General features: G+C 70.7%; 17 protein-coding genes and 1 riboswitch. Of the genes, 6 read left to right on the top strand and 11 right to left on the bottom strand.

Annotation, left to right across the window (positions count from 1 at the left end; translation table 11 throughout):
* Nucleotides 1-4: 4 nt before the first annotated feature.
* On the bottom strand, nucleotides 5-514 hold the full coding sequence (locus B9Y95_RS17845) for a DUF1622 domain-containing protein (RefSeq protein WP_085513961.1): 510 nt from the start codon (nucleotides 512-514) through the stop codon (nucleotides 5-7).
* 60 nt (nucleotides 515-574) lie between these two features.
* A riboswitch (TPP riboswitch) is annotated at nucleotides 575-675 on the top strand.
* Between B9Y95_RS17845 and thiM the strand changes: the two genes are divergently transcribed.
* The 4 genes from thiM to ppnP all read left to right on the top strand — a co-directional run bounded on the left by thiM (nucleotide 667) and on the right by ppnP (nucleotide 4134).
* Nucleotides 667-1518 (top strand): hydroxyethylthiazole kinase, encoded by an 852-nt coding sequence (thiM, locus tag B9Y95_RS17850; protein ID WP_085513963.1) that lies wholly within the window; start codon nucleotides 667-669, stop codon nucleotides 1516-1518. It overlaps the preceding riboswitch by 9 nt.
* Nucleotides 1515-2225 carry a thiamine phosphate synthase gene (gene thiE, locus B9Y95_RS20490; protein WP_234994167.1) on the top strand — a complete coding sequence of 237 codons (711 nt, stop codon included), beginning with the start codon at nucleotides 1515-1517 and terminating at the stop codon, nucleotides 2223-2225. Before thiM ends, thiE begins: the two co-directional genes overlap by 4 nt.
* Nucleotides 2222-3790, top strand: a complete 1569-nt coding sequence (locus tag B9Y95_RS17855; protein WP_123539749.1) for a bifunctional hydroxymethylpyrimidine kinase/phosphomethylpyrimidine kinase — start codon at nucleotides 2222-2224, stop codon at nucleotides 3788-3790. The genes thiE and B9Y95_RS17855 overlap by 4 nt, the downstream gene beginning before the upstream one ends.
* 47 nt (nucleotides 3791-3837) lie before the next feature.
* Nucleotides 3838-4134 (top strand): pyrimidine/purine nucleoside phosphorylase, encoded by a 297-nt coding sequence (ppnP, locus tag B9Y95_RS17860; protein ID WP_064296149.1) that lies wholly within the window; start codon nucleotides 3838-3840, stop codon nucleotides 4132-4134.
* 176 nt (nucleotides 4135-4310) lie between these two features.
* Here ppnP and B9Y95_RS20765 read toward each other — a convergent pair whose 3' ends face one another.
* From B9Y95_RS20765 to B9Y95_RS17875, 3 genes are all read right to left on the bottom strand, one after another.
* Nucleotides 4311-4712 carry a hypothetical protein gene (locus B9Y95_RS20765; RefSeq protein ID WP_085513965.1) on the bottom strand — a complete coding sequence of 134 codons (402 nt, stop codon included), beginning with the start codon at nucleotides 4710-4712 and terminating at the stop codon, nucleotides 4311-4313.
* 51 nt (nucleotides 4713-4763) lie between these two features.
* Complete coding sequence (locus tag B9Y95_RS17870; RefSeq protein WP_085513966.1) at nucleotides 4764-5468, bottom strand: ABC transporter ATP-binding protein; 705 nt, start codon at nucleotides 5466-5468, stop codon at nucleotides 4764-4766.
* A gap of 61 nt (nucleotides 5469-5529) precedes the next feature.
* The gene (locus B9Y95_RS17875; RefSeq protein ID WP_085513968.1) at nucleotides 5530-6615 is read right to left on the bottom strand and encodes an ABC transporter permease; all 1086 of its coding nucleotides are present in this window, start codon (nucleotides 6613-6615) and stop codon (nucleotides 5530-5532) included.
* A gap of 176 nt (nucleotides 6616-6791) precedes the next feature.
* On the opposite strand from B9Y95_RS17875, the gene B9Y95_RS17880 reads away from it, so the two are divergent.
* Both B9Y95_RS17880 and B9Y95_RS17885 read left to right on the top strand, forming a co-directional pair.
* Entirely contained in the window at nucleotides 6792-8057 is a 1266-nt protein-coding gene (locus B9Y95_RS17880) for a sensor histidine kinase (RefSeq protein WP_085513970.1), read from the top strand.
* Nucleotides 8050-8706 carry a response regulator transcription factor gene (locus tag B9Y95_RS17885; RefSeq protein ID WP_085513972.1) on the top strand — a complete coding sequence of 219 codons (657 nt, stop codon included), beginning with the start codon at nucleotides 8050-8052 and terminating at the stop codon, nucleotides 8704-8706. Before B9Y95_RS17880 ends, B9Y95_RS17885 begins: the two co-directional genes overlap by 8 nt.
* Before the next feature lie 255 nt (nucleotides 8707-8961).
* Here the strand turns inward: B9Y95_RS17885 and B9Y95_RS17890 are convergent, their stop codons facing one another.
* The 7 genes from B9Y95_RS17890 to B9Y95_RS17920 all read right to left on the bottom strand — a co-directional run bounded on the left by B9Y95_RS17890 (nucleotide 8962) and on the right by B9Y95_RS17920 (nucleotide 15669).
* Entirely contained in the window at nucleotides 8962-10332 is a 1371-nt protein-coding gene (locus B9Y95_RS17890; protein ID WP_085513973.1) for a cryptochrome/photolyase family protein, read from the bottom strand.
* An 825-nt stretch (nucleotides 10333-11157) separates the two neighbouring features.
* Nucleotides 11158-11718: a methylated-DNA--[protein]-cysteine S-methyltransferase gene (locus B9Y95_RS17895; RefSeq protein ID WP_085513975.1), complete on the bottom strand. Its 561-nt coding sequence runs from the start codon at nucleotides 11716-11718 to the stop codon at nucleotides 11158-11160.
* Nucleotides 11715-13217 (bottom strand): AlkA N-terminal domain-containing protein, encoded by a 1503-nt coding sequence (locus B9Y95_RS17900; protein ID WP_234994168.1) that lies wholly within the window; start codon nucleotides 13215-13217, stop codon nucleotides 11715-11717. Before B9Y95_RS17900 ends, B9Y95_RS17895 begins: the two co-directional genes overlap by 4 nt.
* Before the next feature lie 89 nt (nucleotides 13218-13306).
* Nucleotides 13307-13738: a MarR family winged helix-turn-helix transcriptional regulator gene (locus B9Y95_RS17905; RefSeq protein WP_085513978.1), complete on the bottom strand. Its 432-nt coding sequence runs from the start codon at nucleotides 13736-13738 to the stop codon at nucleotides 13307-13309.
* 380 nt (nucleotides 13739-14118) lie between these two features.
* Complete coding sequence (locus B9Y95_RS17910; protein ID WP_085513980.1) at nucleotides 14119-14487, bottom strand: hypothetical protein; 369 nt, start codon at nucleotides 14485-14487, stop codon at nucleotides 14119-14121.
* The gene (locus tag B9Y95_RS17915) at nucleotides 14480-15103 is read right to left on the bottom strand and encodes an Asp23/Gls24 family envelope stress response protein (protein WP_085513982.1); all 624 of its coding nucleotides are present in this window, start codon (nucleotides 15101-15103) and stop codon (nucleotides 14480-14482) included. The genes B9Y95_RS17910 and B9Y95_RS17915 overlap by 8 nt, the downstream gene beginning before the upstream one ends.
* On the bottom strand, nucleotides 15094-15669 hold the full coding sequence (locus B9Y95_RS17920) for an RNA polymerase sigma factor (RefSeq protein WP_234994169.1): 576 nt from the start codon (nucleotides 15667-15669) through the stop codon (nucleotides 15094-15096). The genes B9Y95_RS17915 and B9Y95_RS17920 overlap by 10 nt, the downstream gene beginning before the upstream one ends.
* Between the last annotated feature and the right edge of the window lie 155 nt (nucleotides 15670-15824).

Here is a 15824-nt window from a genome sequence, read left to right on the forward strand (position 1 = left end):
TGCGCTAGCTGCGACTGCGGAGCTCGGGGAAGCCGTCCTCGTCGTCGGGGACGGCCTGCGTCGTGACCGTCGGCGCCGGTACCGTATCGGGCGACGTCGACGCGTCGTGCTCCTCGGCGCGACGTCGGGTGCGTTCGCCGCCGCGCTTGACAGCACGGTCGAACAGTTGTGGTCCGGTCGTCGCCAGGCGCCTCCAGGGGAGGGTACCCTCGATCTCGATCTGCAGGGAGAAGCTCAGCAGGGTGCGGATGACGACGATGATCGCGAGGACGAGTGCGTCGGTCAGTGAGGGTGTCGACGTGACCGTCTTCACGAGGTCGGCGGCCACGAGGATCTCCAGCCCGAGCAGGATGACCGAGCCGATCGTCTCCCGCAGCATCCGGAAGGCCCGTGCGCCGTCGCGCGTGCTCCACCACAGGCGGGCCGAGAGGGTGACGGCGATCACGAAGCCCACGACCATCGCCCCGACGCCGGCGACCTCGAAGACGATGGTGACCAGCTCGAAGAAGTCCATCCCTCCATCATCCTCGCCCGCCCGCTGGACGGGAAGCCAGGCCGACCCGCTAGGGTGGTCGCGAGTGACACGGGGTGCCGATCCCACGACGATCGGCTGAGAACACACCCGTCGAACCTGATCTCGTTAGTCCGAGCGAAGGGATGTCGCGAATGAGCATTCGCACACCGCAGCAGTCTGCCCACCCGTCCACCGACGACTCGTCCGTCGGCGAGTTCGCGAGCGCCTCGGGGGACCTCCTCGACCGCCTGCGCGAGCGCACGCCGCTCGTCCAATCGATCACGAACGCCGTGGTGACCAACTTCACCGCGAACGTCCTGCTGGCTGTCGGCGCCGCTCCGGCGATGACCGACATCCCCACCGAGGCGGGACCGTTCGCGCGCATCGCCTCCGGGGTGCTCCTCAACCTCGGGACGCCGCAGGCGGAACAGCGCGCGGCCATGGTCGAGGCCGCCACCGCCGCGAACGACGCCGGCACCCCGTGGGTGCTCGACCCCGTCGCCGTCGGCTTCCTGCCGGTGCGGACGGCGCTCGCCGCCGAACTCCTCGCCCTCCGGCCGACGATCGTCCGTGGCAACGCCAGCGAGATCATCGCGCTCGCCGGACTGGGCGCCGGCGGTCGCGGGGTCGACAGCACCGACTCGGTCGACAGCGCGATCGAGGCGGCCACCGCGATCGCCCGCACCTCGGGTGCCGTCGTCGCGATCTCCGGCCCGACGGACGTCATCACCGACGGTGAACGCATCGTCCGCTGCTCGAACGGACACGCCTGCCTCACCCGCGTGACGGGCGGTGGCTGTGCCCTCGGTGCCGTACTCGCCGCCTTCGCGTCACTCGACGACGACCGGCTGCTGACGACGGTCGCGGCGACCACCGCGTACACGGTCGCCGCGCAGCTTGCGGCTGCGGAGAGCCGCGGCCCCGGCTCCTTCGCTCCCGCCTTCCTCGACCACCTCCACCTCCTCGACGCCGACACCGTCCGCAGCCTGGCGGTGATCGTGTGAGCGCCTCGACCACCGCGGACCGGGTCCTCGCGGCCCGTTCGCACGCCGAGCTCGTGCGCCGCGGCATCGCAACCTACCTCGTCACGGACGCCTCGGCCAGCGGTGATCGCGGTGTCCTCGACGTCGTGCGCCGGGCCGTCGACGGCGGGGTGACCGCGGTCCAGCTGCGGGAGAAGACCGCGTCGGCGCGGGAGCTGTTCGATCTGACCGTGCGGGCGGCGGAGGTCGTCGCCGGGCGGGCGCTGCTCCTCGTCGACGACCGGGTCGACGTGTTCCTCGCGGCCCGTTCCGCCGGTGCCGTCGTCCACGGCGTCCACGTGGGTCAGAGCGATCTCCCGGTCGACGCCGTGCGCCGCATCGTGGGGCAGGCCGCCGTCGTGGGGCTGACGGCGAACACCCCGGCGCACCTCGACGCCGTCGCGGCCCTGCCACCCGGGACGGTCGACTACCTGGGCGTCGGCGTCATCCGCCCGACGACGACCAAGCCGGACCACCCGGAGCCGCTGGGCATGGAGGGGTACGCCGCGATCGCCGCCGCGACCCCGCTCCCGTGCGTCGCGATCGGCGGTGTCTCGCTGGAGGACACCGCCGAGCTCCGCGCCTCGGGCGCCGCTGGTCTCGCCGTCGTCTCCGCCATCTGCGCCGCCGACGATCCGGCGGCCGCAGCACGGGCGTTCCGCGCGGCCTGGACCGAGGTCTCGGCATGACCGCGGTGGAACAGACGACGACTCCGGCGGCGTCGACCTCGAACCGGGTGCACGATCGACGACCCGTCACGGTCCGGGACACACCGCGAGTGCTGAGCATCGCCGGCACCGACCCGACCGGTGGGGCCGGGATCCAGGCCGACCTCAAGAGCATCGCCGCGAACGGCGGATACGGCATGGCGGTCGTCACCGCGCTCGTCGCGCAGAACACCCGGGGCGTCCGGTCCGTGCACACCCCGCCCGTCGGGTTCCTCCGCGAGCAGTTGCACGCGGTCGCGGACGACGTCGTGATCGACGCGGTCAAGATCGGGATGCTGGGCGACGTCGCGATCATCGACGCCGTGTCGACCTGGCTGCAGGAGACGGTGACCGGACCCGTCGTCCTCGACCCGGTGATGGTGGCGACGAGCGGCGACCGCCTCCTCCGCCGCGACGCCGAGGCGGCCATGCGCGCGCTCCTGCCGCACGTCGACCTCGTGACCCCGAACCTGCCGGAGCTCGCGGTCCTCGCGGACGAGCCGGTGGCGACGAGCTGGGCCGACGCACTGGCCCAGGCGGAACGGGTCTCGGCGCAGGCGGGCGTGATCGTGCTCGTGAAGGGCGGGCACCTGACGGGGACGACCGCGTGCCCGGATGCGCTCGTCGACGCCACCGGAGGCCTGGGTGGCGACCGATCACTCATCGAGTTCGACGGTCTTCGAGTCGACACACGGAACACCCATGGGACCGGATGCTCCCTGTCGAGCGCGATGGCCACCCTCGTCGCCCGGTCGGGGTCCTGGACCGAGGCGCTCGGCGACGCGAAGACGTGGCTCACGTCGAGCCTCCGGCATGCGGACGCCCTCGAGGTCGGTTCGGGCAACGGACCGATCAACCACTTCGCCGAGCTGTGGGTGTCGTCCGGGATGACCTCGGGCCGGCAGGACGGTGCCGGCATCCTCTCGGGTTGGTGGGAGGACATCGCCGAGGTGCGGACGCGGATCGACCGCCTGCCGTTCGTGACGACGCTCGCGGACGGCACCCTCGATCCGGCCCGGTTCGCCTGGTATCTGCAGCAGGATGCGATCTACCTGCGGGCCTACTCGCGGGTCCTCGCGAGAGCGAGTGCCTTGGCGCCGACGGCCGAGGAACAGGTGTTCTGGGCGACCGGCGCGGCGGGCTCCATCGAGGCCGAGATGGAGCTGCACCGCACCTGGCTCAGGACGTATGCCGTCAGCGGTATGGAGGTAGAACCGTCGGCGACGACCACGGCGTACCTCGACCACCTGCACGCGGCGACGGTCGACGGCGACTACGGGCGGGTGGTCGCCGCCGTGTTGCCCTGCTACTGGATCTACCAGGATCTCGGTGAGCGACTGGTCGGCGCATCGCACGCGGAGCACCCCTTCGCCGCGTGGCTCGACACCTACGCCGACCCCGCCTTCGCGACGGCGAACGCCCGGGCGATCGAGATCGTCGCCGGGGCGGTGGCTCGTGCGAACGAGACCGGCCGCGACACGATGCGTCGGGCGTTCCTGGCCTCGGCCGCGCACGAGGAGGCGTTCTTCGCCGAGCCGATACGATGAAGGCCGGATCCGCCGCCGCGGTCCCGGACCACGATGAGAGGCCCCTGATGCTGACCAGCAACGAGTACTTCGACGGCAACGTGAAGTCGATCGGCTTCACCACGAACGAGCCCGGTGCGGAGTCGGCCAGCGTCGGAGTGATGGAGCCGGGGGAGTACACCTTCACGACGGGCAAGGCCGAGGAGATGTCCGTGATCTCCGGCAAGCTCCGTGTGCTGCTGCCGAACACGAGTGCCTGGCAGGACTTCGGGCCCGACGCGCAGTTCAGTGTCCCGGGGAGCAGCAGCTTCCAGGTCGAGGTCGAGGTCACCACCGCGTACCTCTGCCGGTACCTCAACATCTGAGCGCCCTTCGACAGGCTCAGGGACCGGTTGGGGTGCGCCCTTCGACGGGCTCAGGGGCCGGTGGGGTGCGCCCTTCGACGGGCTCAGGGGCCGGTGGGGTGCGCCCTTCGACGGGCTCAGGGGCCGGTGGGGTGCGCCCTTCGACAGGCTCAGGGACCGGTAGGAGCGTCCCCGGCTCAGGACCGGTCGACGACCTCGAGCGTGAGGACGACGGTCGAATCGTCGGAGCTGTTCGTCAGCGTCACCGTCGTGCTGCCGACCTCGAGCGGCTGCAGACCGGGGTTGAACGACGCGCCGCCGCGGGAGCCGCCCGGCACGTACTCCGCGATCGACGGATCCTCAACCTTCGCGGACCAGACGGTCGGATCGACGGCGACGAGGTCCACGACGTTGTCGAGGCCGACGGTGATGGTGCGGCCGTCCTGATCGACGAGCTGCACGATGACGGGTGCGATCACGCCGGCCTCGCTCGCGGAGCTCTGACCGGAGGGCGAGTCCGCGCCACCGGTGCAGGCACTCGTACCGAGCACGGCGCCGACGATCGCGATCACGGTCAGCCCACGGGTCGCACAGCGCATGGCGGTCCTCTCTCGACGTGACCTCACCCTACCGCCGGGCGACGGTTGACCTCAGGACCGCAGGGCCAGCGCGTCGGCGGCGTCGCTGAGCCGACCGTCCTCCATGACGAGCACCTGGTCCATGCGGTCGAGGTGGCTCCGATCGTGGGTGACCAGCAGCGTCGCGGCGCCCGAGGTCGCGGTGAGTTCGAGGATGAGCTCGATGATCGCGGACCCGCGTTCGTGGTCGAGGGCACTGGTCGGCTCATCCACGACGAGAGCGTCGGGCTCGTTCATGAGGGCGCGAGCGATGTTGACCCGCTGCCGCTGACCGCCGGAGAGCTGGTGGGGCCGCTTGCCCGCCTGGTCGGCGAGCCCGACGGCGGCAAGCAGCATCGCGGCCCGCTCGCGGGTGCGGGTCCGGTCGGCCCGCGACGAGCGGCCGCCGAGCGTCCCGAGGACGCACAGCTGCTCGAGGGCAGTGAGCGACGGCAGCAGGTTGGCCTGCTGGAACACGATGCCGAGCCTCGTGCGGCGGAAGTCGGTGGCCGCACGGCGGTCGAGGGAGGTGACGTCGACCCCGGCCACCTCCACGAGGCCGCTGTCGGGCCGGATGAGTCCGGCCGCGACGGCGAGCACGCTCGACTTCCCGGAGCCCGAGGGCCCGGTGAGTGCGGTGACGGTCCCTGCCGGGACGGTGAGGGTCGCGTGGTCGACGGCGGTGACGCGGTGGTCGCCGTCGGGGAAGGTGAGGGTGACGTCGGTGAGCGAGATCATGCGGAGACTCCGGTGGTGACGAGGGTGGGTGCGAGGTAGGAGGCAGGGAGGTCGGGCGCGTTCAGCGGTTGCCCCCGAGCGCGGTCAACGGATCGGCCGAGAGGATGGATCGCAGGGCGAACGCCGCGCCGATCAGGCCGAGGGCGATCATGATCACCCCGGGCACGAGCGTCGTCAGAGGGCTGAGCACGAACGGCAGCGCCGTGCCCGCCGCGGAACCGAGTGCGGCGGTGATGCCGATGCCGAGCCCGACGCCGAGGACGAGGAGGACGAGCGCCTGGCCGAGCGCATCCAGCGAGAGCCGACGGGTCGTCGCGCCCAGCGCTTTGAGGATCGCGACGTCGCCCGCGCGTTGCATGGTCCACACCGTGAAGAACGCCCCGATGACGAGCGCGGAGATCCCGAACAGCATGGCGACCATGAGGAGGAGCGATCCGATCTCAGAGCGGAACGAGCCGATCGCGAGCAGGGAGGACAGGACGTCCTTCGACACCGTGCCGGTGGCCTGCTCCGCTCCCGTCACCGCAGCGGCGCTCGGGTTCCCGGTGATGGCGAGCGCGGTCGCTCCGTCGCCGGGGGATCCTTGCGCGGCCTGCAGCGACCGCCACTCCGACAAGCTCGTCCAGACGACCGGCGTGTGGCTGTACCACTGGTCGTCGACGACCGAACCGACCCGGAGTTCGCTGCCACCGATCGAGACGGTGTCGCCTCGGGAGACGTGGAGGGCCTCCGCGGCGGTCCGACTCAGGCGGGCGGTCCCGTCGGCGGGCACGTCGGCGGCGTGACCCGCGACGGCGTCACCGCTGATCCCGAACAGTGCCACGGAGGTGCGCGCATCGTCCGTGGTCATCCGCGTCTGGCTGATACCGAGCTCCTGGACGCCGTCCACCCCGGGGACCGCAGCCCACGTCGTGGCCGCGTCCGCGTCGATCGCGGAGTCCGCGAACGTCGCCTGCTCGCCGTCGGACGGGGCCGCGAGGACGATGCTCGACGCACCCAGCCCGGTGATCGCCGAGATGTTCTGGTTCGCCAGGCCTGCAGTGAGGCCGCTGAGGAATCCGACGAGCAGGGTGATGAGGGCGACGACCGCCCCGATCAGCACGAAGCGACCGGTGGCGAAGCGCATGTCGCGCCAGGCGACGAACATGGGGACTCCTTGTCAGCCGCCCGACGGCGTCTCCGTGGTGCGGCAGGATTCCAGCCTCGTCGCGTCGCCGACTCCGGACATCGTCGGACGGGACGGTCCTCCGGCGCGTTCGGGTGGAGGCGACGTTCCACCTTTCTGATGATTCGCGATGACGATCCGCGCCGTACGCTGGGCGGATGAAGCACTCGGCACTCAGCCCCGTGTTCACCGGCCTGCAGCTCGGCCTCCACGGACTCGTCATCGCACTCATCGTGCTCGTGATCGGGCGATCCGTCTCGGTCGGTGGCCAGGCGGCCCTGGCGGCGATCGTCCTCGCCGTCGTCATGCTGCTCACCTACGCCGCCGGCGCGATCCTCGGCGGTCGGGTCCGCCGTGCGGTGGCCGCCAGCGGAGGGACCGACCGCGCCACCGCGCCGGCGGGCGTCCGTCGAGGTCGGGTGTCCGTCCTGGCCTGGTTGGTGGTACTCAGCGTCGAGTGGGTGGTCCTCGTCCTGCTCAGCCCGGATGCCGCCTACCTCGTCTTCCCGTTGTTCTTCCTCTACCTGCACCTCCTGCCCAGAGCCGTCGCGGTGCCCGCCGTGGTGATCGCCACCGTCGCCGCGGTCGTGGCGATCGGTCTGCACGCCGGCTTCAGTGTCGGTGGCGTCGTCGGCCCGCTCGTCGGTGCTGCCGTGGCCGTCGCGATCGGACTCGGCTACGAGGCGCTGGCCCGTGAGGCGGCCGAGCGGGAGCGACTCATCGCCGAGCTCGTCGCAGCACGCGAGGAGCTCGCCGAGCGTGGTCGGCAGGCGGGCAAGTTGGCTGAGCGCGAGCGCCTCGCCGCAGACCTCCACGACACGGTCGCCCAGGCCCTGTCCAGCATCCAACTGCTCCTGCACGCGGCCGAACGATCCGCGGCCGAGCAGCCGGGCACGAAGCAGCTGCGTTCGCACATCGGGCTGGCACGGGATGCCGCAGCGACGGCCCTCGCCGAGACGCGCAGCCTCATCGACGAGCTGAGCCCGCCGGCCTTGGTGGGTGCGACGATCTCGGACGCGCTCGGACGGCTCGCCGAGACGACGACCGCCCAGAGCGGCACGCCGGTCTCCACGACCGTCACCGGCGATGCGTTCGTCCTCGGCACGCCGGTGACGACCGCGCTCCTCCGCGCCGCGCAGAGCAGTCTCGCGAACGTCGTCCGGCATGCCGGAGCGAGCCGGGCGGACGTCACCCTCACCTACCTCGACGAGGAGGTCATCCTCGACATCGACGACGACGGAGTGGGGTTCGATCCGGCGAGGGTCGCCGAGCGCACTGCGGGCGGTTCGTTCGGCATGATGTCCATGCGCCGACGCATCACCGAACTGGGTGGCGAGGTCGAGGTGCGCAGCGCGCCGGGCGCCGGCACGACCATCACCGTGCGGTTCGCGGCACCAGGAGCGGAAGGGGACGCCCATGCGTGACGATACGGCCGATGCCGGGGAGCCGCCGGTCATCCGGGTCGTGGTGGCGGACGACCACCCGATCGTCCGAGCCGGACTCCTCGCGGTCCTCGCCCCGATCGCCGACATCGCGGTGGTCGGGACCGCGTCGACGGCAGCCGAGGCCGTGGACGCCGCACCCGGCGCCGACCTCGTCCTCATGGACCTGAGCTTCGGCGACGGTCCGACCGGGATCGACGCGACGAGGGAGATCGCGTCGCTGCCGGGCGGTCCGTCGGTCCTCGTGCTGACGAATTACGACTCCGACGCCGACATCCTCGGCGCGATCGAAGCCGGGGCCGCGGGGTATCTGTTGAAGGACGCCGCCCCGGAGGACCTCATCGACGGCATCCGTTCGGCGGCCGGCGGGAACTCGGTGCTCGGGCCGGCCGTGGCGACCCGGCTGGTCGCTCGGGTGAGTGCACCGCAACAGGCGCTGAGCGCGCGGGAGATCGAAGTGCTCGCGCGGGCGGCCGAGGGGCTCACCAACCTGGAGATCGCCGGGCGGCTCCATGTGGGGGAGACGACGGTGAAGTCGCACCTCGCGCACATCTACACGAAGCTCGACGTGTCGAACCGCTCGGCGGCGATCGCCGCGGCCCAACGCGCCGGTCTCTTCCGCACCCGCTGAGCGCCCTTTGACAGGCTCAGGGACCGGCGTATCCGGTCCTGAGTCTCATCCCGGTCGCTGAGCCCCACCCCGGTCGCGATCCCCACCCCGGTCCCTGATCCCCACCCCGGTCCCTGAGCTTGTCGAAGGGTCGACTGTCTCAGGGCCGATCCACCCGGTCGCTGAGCCCCACCCGGTCCCTGAGCCCCACCCCGGTCCCTGAGCCCCACCCCGGTCCCTGAGCTTGTCGAAGGGTCGATGGACGACGAGCCGGAGCTACGCCCCCTTGACCTGCTCGTACGCCGCGAGCGCGGCCTGCCTCGTCTCGCCGAGGTCGACGATCGGCTCGGGGTAGTCGGGCGTCCCGAACTCGGGCACCCACTGTTTGATGTACGCGTCGTCGGCGTCGAAGCGTTCGCGCTGCCGTTCCGGGTTGAAGATCCGGAAGTAGGGCGAGGCGTCGAAGCCGCTGCCGGCCACCCACTGCCAGTTGAAGGGGTTGGAGGCCGGGTCGGCGTCGACGAGCGTGTCCCAGAACCAGTCCTCGCCGAGCTTCCAGTGGATGAGCAGGTTCTTGGTGAGGAACGACGCCGTCACCATCCGGATCCGGTTGTGCATGGTGCCCGTCGCCCACAACTCCCGCATGCCGGCGTCGACGAGCGGGATCCCGGTCTTCCCGGCGGTCCACGCGTCGAAGGCGTCCTGGTCGACGTCCGGCCAGGGGAACCGGTCGAAAGCCTGACGCCAGTTGCGCGTCGCGAGGTCGGGGAAGGCGAAGAGGCAGTGGTATGCGAAGTCGCGCCAGCCGAGCTCCTTGAGGAAGGTGGCGCCGTCGTCGCCGAGGTGCCGGCGGCCGTCGCGAGCGGTGTGCCAGATCTGCGGTGAGCTGATCTCGCCGAAGCGGAGGTGCGGAGAGAGCCCGGAGGTCGACGGCTGGGCCGGGAAGTCGCGGTCCTCCGCGTAGCCTGTGACGCCGCCGTCGAGGAACTCGGCGAGCCGTTCGTCGGCGCCGGCCTCGCCGGGTGTCCACTGTTCACGGAGTCCGGCTGCCCAGTCCGGCTTGGTCGGGAGCAGTTCCCACGACCCGAGCTCGTCGCCCGCTGGCGGATCGGACATGGCCGTCAGTGTGGTCGGTGCGGGGAGGGGGTGTCTCGGCGGGTTCGCCGCGTGCCGTTGGAGCGACGCCTTCCAGAACGGGGTGAACACCGAATACGGCTGCCCCTGTCCGGTGACGATCTCCCACGGCTCGGCGAGGAGGTTCGCGGCGAAGCTGCGAGCGTCGAGCCCGGCGTCCTTCAGCTCCGACTTGATCCCGGCGTCGATCTCACGCTCGGCCGCGCCGTAGCGGCGGTTCCACAGGACGGCACCGGCACCGATCGAGTGGGCGAGTTCGGGCACGATGGTCGCGGCGCTCCCGGACCGCAGGAGGAGCGTGCCGCCGAGACCGCGGATGTCGTCGCCGAGCGCCTCGAGGCTGTGGTGCAACCACCATCGAGACGCGCCGCCGAGCGGTCGCAGCTCGTCGCTGTCGTCGAGGACGAACAAGCAGAGGATCGGCGCGCCGAGCTCGACCGCTGTATGCAGTGCGGGGTTGTCCGCCAGGCGGAGGTCGTCGCGGAACCATACGATCGTCGGGGCAGCAGCCATCCCGTCAGCCTACGCGGACGATCGAACCGGACCGGAGGGTTGACCGGACCCGCCCGCCTCCGGTCACTGTGCGGTCCTCCGGTCACTGTGCGGTCCTCCGGTCACTGTGCGGTCCTTCGGTCACTGAGCTTGTCGAAGTGCCCACGGGTGACGCCGCCCTTCGACAGGCTCAGGGACCGTGGGAGGGTTCTCCCGTCTGGACGGGTGCCCTCGTGCTTCGGTGTCTCTTCCTCCGGTCACTGTGCCATTCTTCGGTCACTGTGCCCGCCTTCGGTGCCTGTGCGGTCCTTCGGTGACTGTGCGGTCCTTCGGTGACTGTGCGGTCCTTCGGTCACTGAGCTTGTCGAAGTGCCCACGGGTGACGCCGCCCTTCGACAGGCTCAGGGACCGTGGGAGGGTTCTCCCGTCTGGACGGGTGCCCTCTTGCTCCGGTGTCTCTTCCTCCGGTCACTGTGCCATCCTTCGGTCACTGTGCCCGCCTTCGGTGACTGTGCGGTCCTCCGGTCAGTGAGCTTGTCGAAGTGCCAACGGGGAGACGTAGCCCTTCGACAGGCTCAGGGACCGTGGGAGGGTTCTCCCCGTTTGGACGGGTGCCCTCGTGCCCCGGTGTCTCTTCCTCCGGTCACTGTGCCATCCTTCGGTCACTGTGCCCGCCTTCGGTCACTGTGCCCGCCTTCGGTGACTGTGCGCTCCTTCGGTCACTGAGCTTGTCGAAGTGCCAACGGGGAGACGCAGCCCTTCGACAGGCTCAGGGACCGTGGGAGGGTGCTCAGGGACCGGGGATGGGTCCTCAGGCACCGCGGGGGTTTCCCTCCCCGTGCTCACTCAGCTCAGCGCGGCCTCGCGGTCGAGCAACGACCGCTTGACGTCGAGTCCCCAGGCGAACCCGCCGAGCGTCCCGTCGGTCCGGAGGACGCGGTGGCACGGGACGAACAGGGCGGGGGCATTCGTCGCGCAGGCGCTCGCCGCAGCGCGCACCGCCGACGGCCGACCACTCGCCGCGGCGAACTCCGTGTACGTCACCGGGCGCCCTGCGGCGATCGTCCGCAGCACCGTCCAGGCGTGGGTGCGGAACGGGCCGCCGAACTGGGCGACCGGTACGAGGTCGATCGCCGCCAGGTCGCCGTCGTAGTACGCGCGGACGGCGTCCATCGCCGCAATCGTCCCCGCCACGGTCTCGCGGGGGCGGTCGGCTGGCCTGATCCGTTCGAGCATGACGCCGATGTCGTCCGACCACCCGGAGGAGAGGACCGCCCCGTCCTCCCGCGCGAGGATCGTGAAGGGGCCGTCCGGGGTGTCGACGGTCTGGCTGGTCGCGGTGAGCCGCGCGCCGGACGCCCGGTCGTCACCGTGGCGGGCGCTCGTGCTGGAGAGGATGGTGGTCATGCTGCTGGACCTTTCTCGAGGGCTGAGGGTGCGGCGGACGGCGCCGGTGTGGAGGCCGCCTTCCACAGGTGGAGGCAGAGGTAGGAGCGCCACGGGGCGAAAGCGTCCGCTTCCGCGGTGAGGGTGCGGGCGTCGGAGGGCAAGCCGAGCCGGCCGGCACCGGTGCGGACGGCGACGTCGCCGGGCAGGAATGCGTCGGGGTTGCCGAGCACGCGCATGCTGACGTAGTCGGCCGTCCACGGGCCGATCCCCTTCATGGCGAGCAAGCTGGTGCGGAGCTCCTCGCGGTCGTCGCCGAAACCGATCGCGAGTTCACCGGACACGAGTGCCCGCGCGACGCCGAGCAGGCTGTCGATCCGCGCCCGGGGCCCGACGAGGGCGGCCTCCCCGCCGTTCGCGATCTGCATCGCCGTCGGGAAGAGCCGGTGCAGCCCGTGTCGTTCGGGGACCGTCGTACTCACCTCGTCCGCGAGACGGCGGAGCTGGGTGCGCGCCGCGGCCACAGTGATCTGCTGGCCCACCATCGCCCGGACCAGCATCTCCTCCGGGTCGACCGCCCCGGGGAGTCGGATGCCCGGTGTGGCCGCGACTGAGGCGGCGAGACGCGGGTCGGTCGCGAGGACGGCGTCGGCGGACGTCGGGTCGGCGTCGAGGTCGAAGAGCCGACGGACCCGCGAGACGAGCACGGGCAGGTCGGCGAGGTCCGTCACCTCGGCGGTGAGTCGGAGGTCGTCGCCGACCTGCCGGACCTCGAACCACGCCGTGCCGCCGGGGAGGGCGAGGAGCCGGGCGTAGTGGTCGGGGCCTGCGAGCTCGACGCCGTCCACCGCCCGTGGCGCGAGCCAGGCGAAGACGCCCGCTGCGTCGAACGGGCGGCGGAACGGCAGCGACAGGGTGATCGACCCGGGGGCGTGTTCGCCGACCGTCCGGTGTTTCGCGCGCAGCTCGCCGGGGGTGAGCTCGAACACCTCCCGCATCGTGTCGTTGAACTGCCGGATGCTCGAGAACCCGGCGGCGAAGGCGATGTCACCGAAGGGGAGGTCGGTGCCGGTCAGCAGCTGCCGAGCACCCTGCGCGCGATGGGCCCGAGCCAGGGCGAGTGGACCCGCGCCCAGCTCGGCGCTGAGGATCCGCGTCAGATGCCGGCTCGAGTACCCGAGGCGCGAGGCGAGTCCCGGGACACCCTCGCGTTCGACGACACCGTCGGCGATGAGGCGCATGCTGCGCGCGGCGACGTCGTTGCCGAGGTTCCAGGCGGGCGTGCCCGGGACTGCCTCGGGCAGGCACCGCTTGCACGCGCGGAAACCGGCCTCGTGCGCCGCAGCGCTCGTCGCGTAGAAGGTGACGTTCTCCGGCTTCGGGGTCCGAGCCGGGCAGGACGGCCGGCAGTAGATCCCCGTGGAGCTCACGGCCGTGATGAACTGCCCGTCGAAGCGCTGGTCGCGGGCTTGGATCGCGCGGTAGCGTTCGGCGAAGTCCATGCTCCGGGTGTCGTCCATGATCCGAGTCTGACATGGACCACCGGGTCGGACGAGCGGAAATCGGACACGACAGTGGGGGCCGTGCGTGCCGGGTCAGTGGGCGCGGCTCACGCTCCGCGGAGCTTGTCGCTGAGCGCCGCGAGGGTCGCCATCTCCTGCGGGCTGAGCGAAGTGGTCACGCGTTCGGCGATCGTCGCACCGTGGGCGATGGCGACGGCGCGGTAGACGTCGTAACCCGCGTCGGTCATGCGGACGAGGGTGCCGCGGCCGTCGTCCGGGTCGGGGCATTTGCCGACCAGCCCGCGCGCGACGAGCCGATCGACGAGACGACTGATACTCGGCTGCGAGAGCAGCACACTCGAATTGAGGTCGCGCAGACGGATGCGACGATCGGGCTCCCGCGACATCGTGTGCAGGACGTCGTACTCGTTGAGTGAGATGCCGTGGCTCGGGAAGTCATGCGAGATGTGGCGCATCACGTCGACCTGCGCGCGGAAGAGCGACTCCCACGCGGCGATCGCGAGTCGCCTCTCGTCCATACCTGCTCCCGCTGCCGTCCGACGATCCACCACCTGAATCTATCCTGGACGGCCGTCGAGCGGTGCGTCGAGGTGGGGCGGTTGCGCTCCGTATCGTCTCCGGACATGACGAGAGCCGGTCGCAGAGGCTACGACCGGCTCTCTTTCCCTTGCACCAAGAGTGTCCTGCAATCACATTCCGTCAGCTGCCACAGCAAAACAACTAACGTTCCAAAACCATATAACGGATCGGTAACGAGCGGTAGTTATCAGAACGTTATTTTTGCTGGGAGTTGTCCGAGTGCGCTACTGGCGCGGAGCGCGGTCGCAGGGTGACCACCTGGTAGCAGGACGGAACTCGAGCAGTTCTCCTGTGGCGGAGCGGAACTCCTGGTGCCGCGTCAGTCCTGCGAGCCGCTCGGGACGACGTCGATCACGCGGACGGTGATGGACGGCGTGGCCCCTCCGACTGACGAGGTGATCCGCTCCGCGATGGCGCGGTGGACCGCCTGCGCGACGGCAGGAGAGGCAGCCTCTGCCGCCACGGAGATGTTGGCGTGGACGGTGAAGACGTCGCGGACGCGCTTGACCCGCACCCGAGCCTGCTGGTCGGCTGAGCCGAGCACAGCGCCCACGCCCTCCCGCGCGGCTCGGAGCAGTGCGGGCTCGACCGCGGTCAACCCGACCACGCCCGGCACCGCCTGCACGACGTCATCGAGCGAGCTCGCGAGCGCGACGAGGTCGTCGTCCGTCTCCGTCAGGTCACTCATCGTCCCCCACCTCTCCGATCTCGTCGGCCTCGAAGTGCAGATCATCGACGACGACGTCGAGTCCCGCCACCACCAGGTCCGTGTGCTGCTGGAGGCTGGCGGCGACCTCCTCGCGGAACAGCGACACCGTCTCGGCGACCGATTTGCCCCAACCGATGCTCACCGTGACGTGGAGCCTGATCGGTTCGCCGACGACGGCGACGTCGCCCTCGAGCACGCAGCGACCCACGAGCACACCCGGGGTGCGGTCGCCGGCGCCGCGGACCAGCCCGCGGACCGTTCCCTCCGTGATGACGAGCGCCGCGTCGTCGCCTGACGCGGCGAACGGGATGTCGCGTCCGGCCTTCGCCTCACGGCCGATGTTCTCCATGATCCCGCGGATCCAGTCCTGGTCGAGTGCGGTGACCGCCGCTTCGTCCGCCTCCAGCAACGGCGTGGCGAGCGAGCGCACCCGTCGCAGGGACCGGAGGATCCGCTGGCATTCGGGCGACTCGTCGATCGACGGGTCGGCCGGCAGCATGTCGCGTTCGAGGTAGTCCGTGAGGGCGTCGATGCCGTGCGCGCAGCCGTCCGGTTCACCCGGTCCGGGGCCCGGAGTATCCGTGTTCATCGCCATCCCTCCATCTCCTTGACCAGTGTCGCCCTGGCTCGTGCGAGACTCCCTCGGACGCTGGCGACGCTCTGTCCGAGTTGTTCGGCGATCTCCTCGTACGAGTATCCGCCGATCTCGCGGAGCACCCAAGCCTGGTGCTGTCCGTGCGGCAGTCTGTCGAGCGCGGCTGACAGTGCTCCCAGCTGCGACGACGCCTCGGCTCGCCGCTCGGGTCCGTCACGTTCCGGCGCCTCCACCATGACGTCGTCCGTGGATTCGGTGTCCTTGCGCTGTCGCATGAGGTCGATCGCCCGGCGGCTGACGATACGCATCAGCCAGCTCTTCACCATCGCGCCGTCCTCGAGCGTGTCGATCCGCTTCCAGGCCGAGATGAGCGCCTCCTGGACGACGTCGTCGCCGTCCGCCGAGGAGCGCGTGAGCCGCACGGCATACGCCTTCATCATCCGGCCGTAGCGCGTGATGAGCACCTGGAACGCACGGGTGTCGCCGTCGACGCACCGTTCGACGAGGGTCCGGTCGGTCGCGTGCTCGAGGAGGCCACCCGACGTGCCCACTGGATCGACACCCACCGCCTGCCACCTCTCTGTGCCGGCCGAGACAACTTCCGGCGGTTTCGTCACACCCGACCGTGACATCTGCGAGCCGGGCTCCGTCTCACTACTGTAGGCACAGAGCGGCGATCCATGTGAACGCCCCCAGCACCACGATCGCATCACCACCGAGG

The organism is Plantibacter flavus, assembly GCF_900177615.1.
Lineage (GTDB): Bacteria > Actinomycetota > Actinomycetes > Actinomycetales > Microbacteriaceae > Plantibacter > Plantibacter flavus.

Bases quoted from the DNA above. Each gene is read 5' to 3' on its own strand.
- B9Y95_RS17870 (WP_085513966.1), bottom strand. From the start codon at position 5,468: ATGATCTCGCTCACCGACGTCACCCTCACCTTCCCCGACGGCGACCAC.
- ppnP (WP_064296149.1), top strand. From the start codon at position 3,838: ATGCTGACCAGCAACGAGTACTTCGACGGCAACGTGAAGTCGATCGGC.
- B9Y95_RS17910 (WP_085513980.1), bottom strand. From the start codon at position 14,487: ATGAGTGACCTGACGGAGACGGACGACGACCTCGTCGCGCTCGCGAGC.
- B9Y95_RS20765 (WP_085513965.1), bottom strand. From the start codon at position 4,712: ATGCGCTGTGCGACCCGTGGGCTGACCGTGATCGCGATCGTCGGCGCC.
- thiM (WP_085513963.1), top strand. From the start codon at position 667: ATGAGCATTCGCACACCGCAGCAGTCTGCCCACCCGTCCACCGACGAC.
- B9Y95_RS17895 (WP_085513975.1), bottom strand. From the start codon at position 11,718: ATGACCACCATCCTCTCCAGCACGAGCGCCCGCCACGGTGACGACCGG.
- B9Y95_RS17890 (WP_085513973.1), bottom strand. From the start codon at position 10,332: ATGGCTGCTGCCCCGACGATCGTATGGTTCCGCGACGACCTCCGCCTG.
- B9Y95_RS17845 (WP_085513961.1), bottom strand. From the start codon at position 514: ATGGACTTCTTCGAGCTGGTCACCATCGTCTTCGAGGTCGCCGGCGTC.
- B9Y95_RS17885 (WP_085513972.1), top strand. From the start codon at position 8,050: ATGCGTGACGATACGGCCGATGCCGGGGAGCCGCCGGTCATCCGGGTC.
- B9Y95_RS17905 (WP_085513978.1), bottom strand. From the start codon at position 13,738: ATGGACGAGAGGCGACTCGCGATCGCCGCGTGGGAGTCGCTCTTCCGC.
- B9Y95_RS17855 (WP_123539749.1), top strand. From the start codon at position 2,222: ATGACCGCGGTGGAACAGACGACGACTCCGGCGGCGTCGACCTCGAAC.
- B9Y95_RS17875 (WP_085513968.1), bottom strand. From the start codon at position 6,615: ATGTTCGTCGCCTGGCGCGACATGCGCTTCGCCACCGGTCGCTTCGTG.
- B9Y95_RS17900 (WP_234994168.1), bottom strand. From the start codon at position 13,217: ATGGACGACACCCGGAGCATGGACTTCGCCGAACGCTACCGCGCGATC.
- B9Y95_RS17915 (WP_085513982.1), bottom strand. From the start codon at position 15,103: ATGGCGATGAACACGGATACTCCGGGCCCCGGACCGGGTGAACCGGAC.
- B9Y95_RS17880 (WP_085513970.1), top strand. From the start codon at position 6,792: ATGAAGCACTCGGCACTCAGCCCCGTGTTCACCGGCCTGCAGCTCGGC.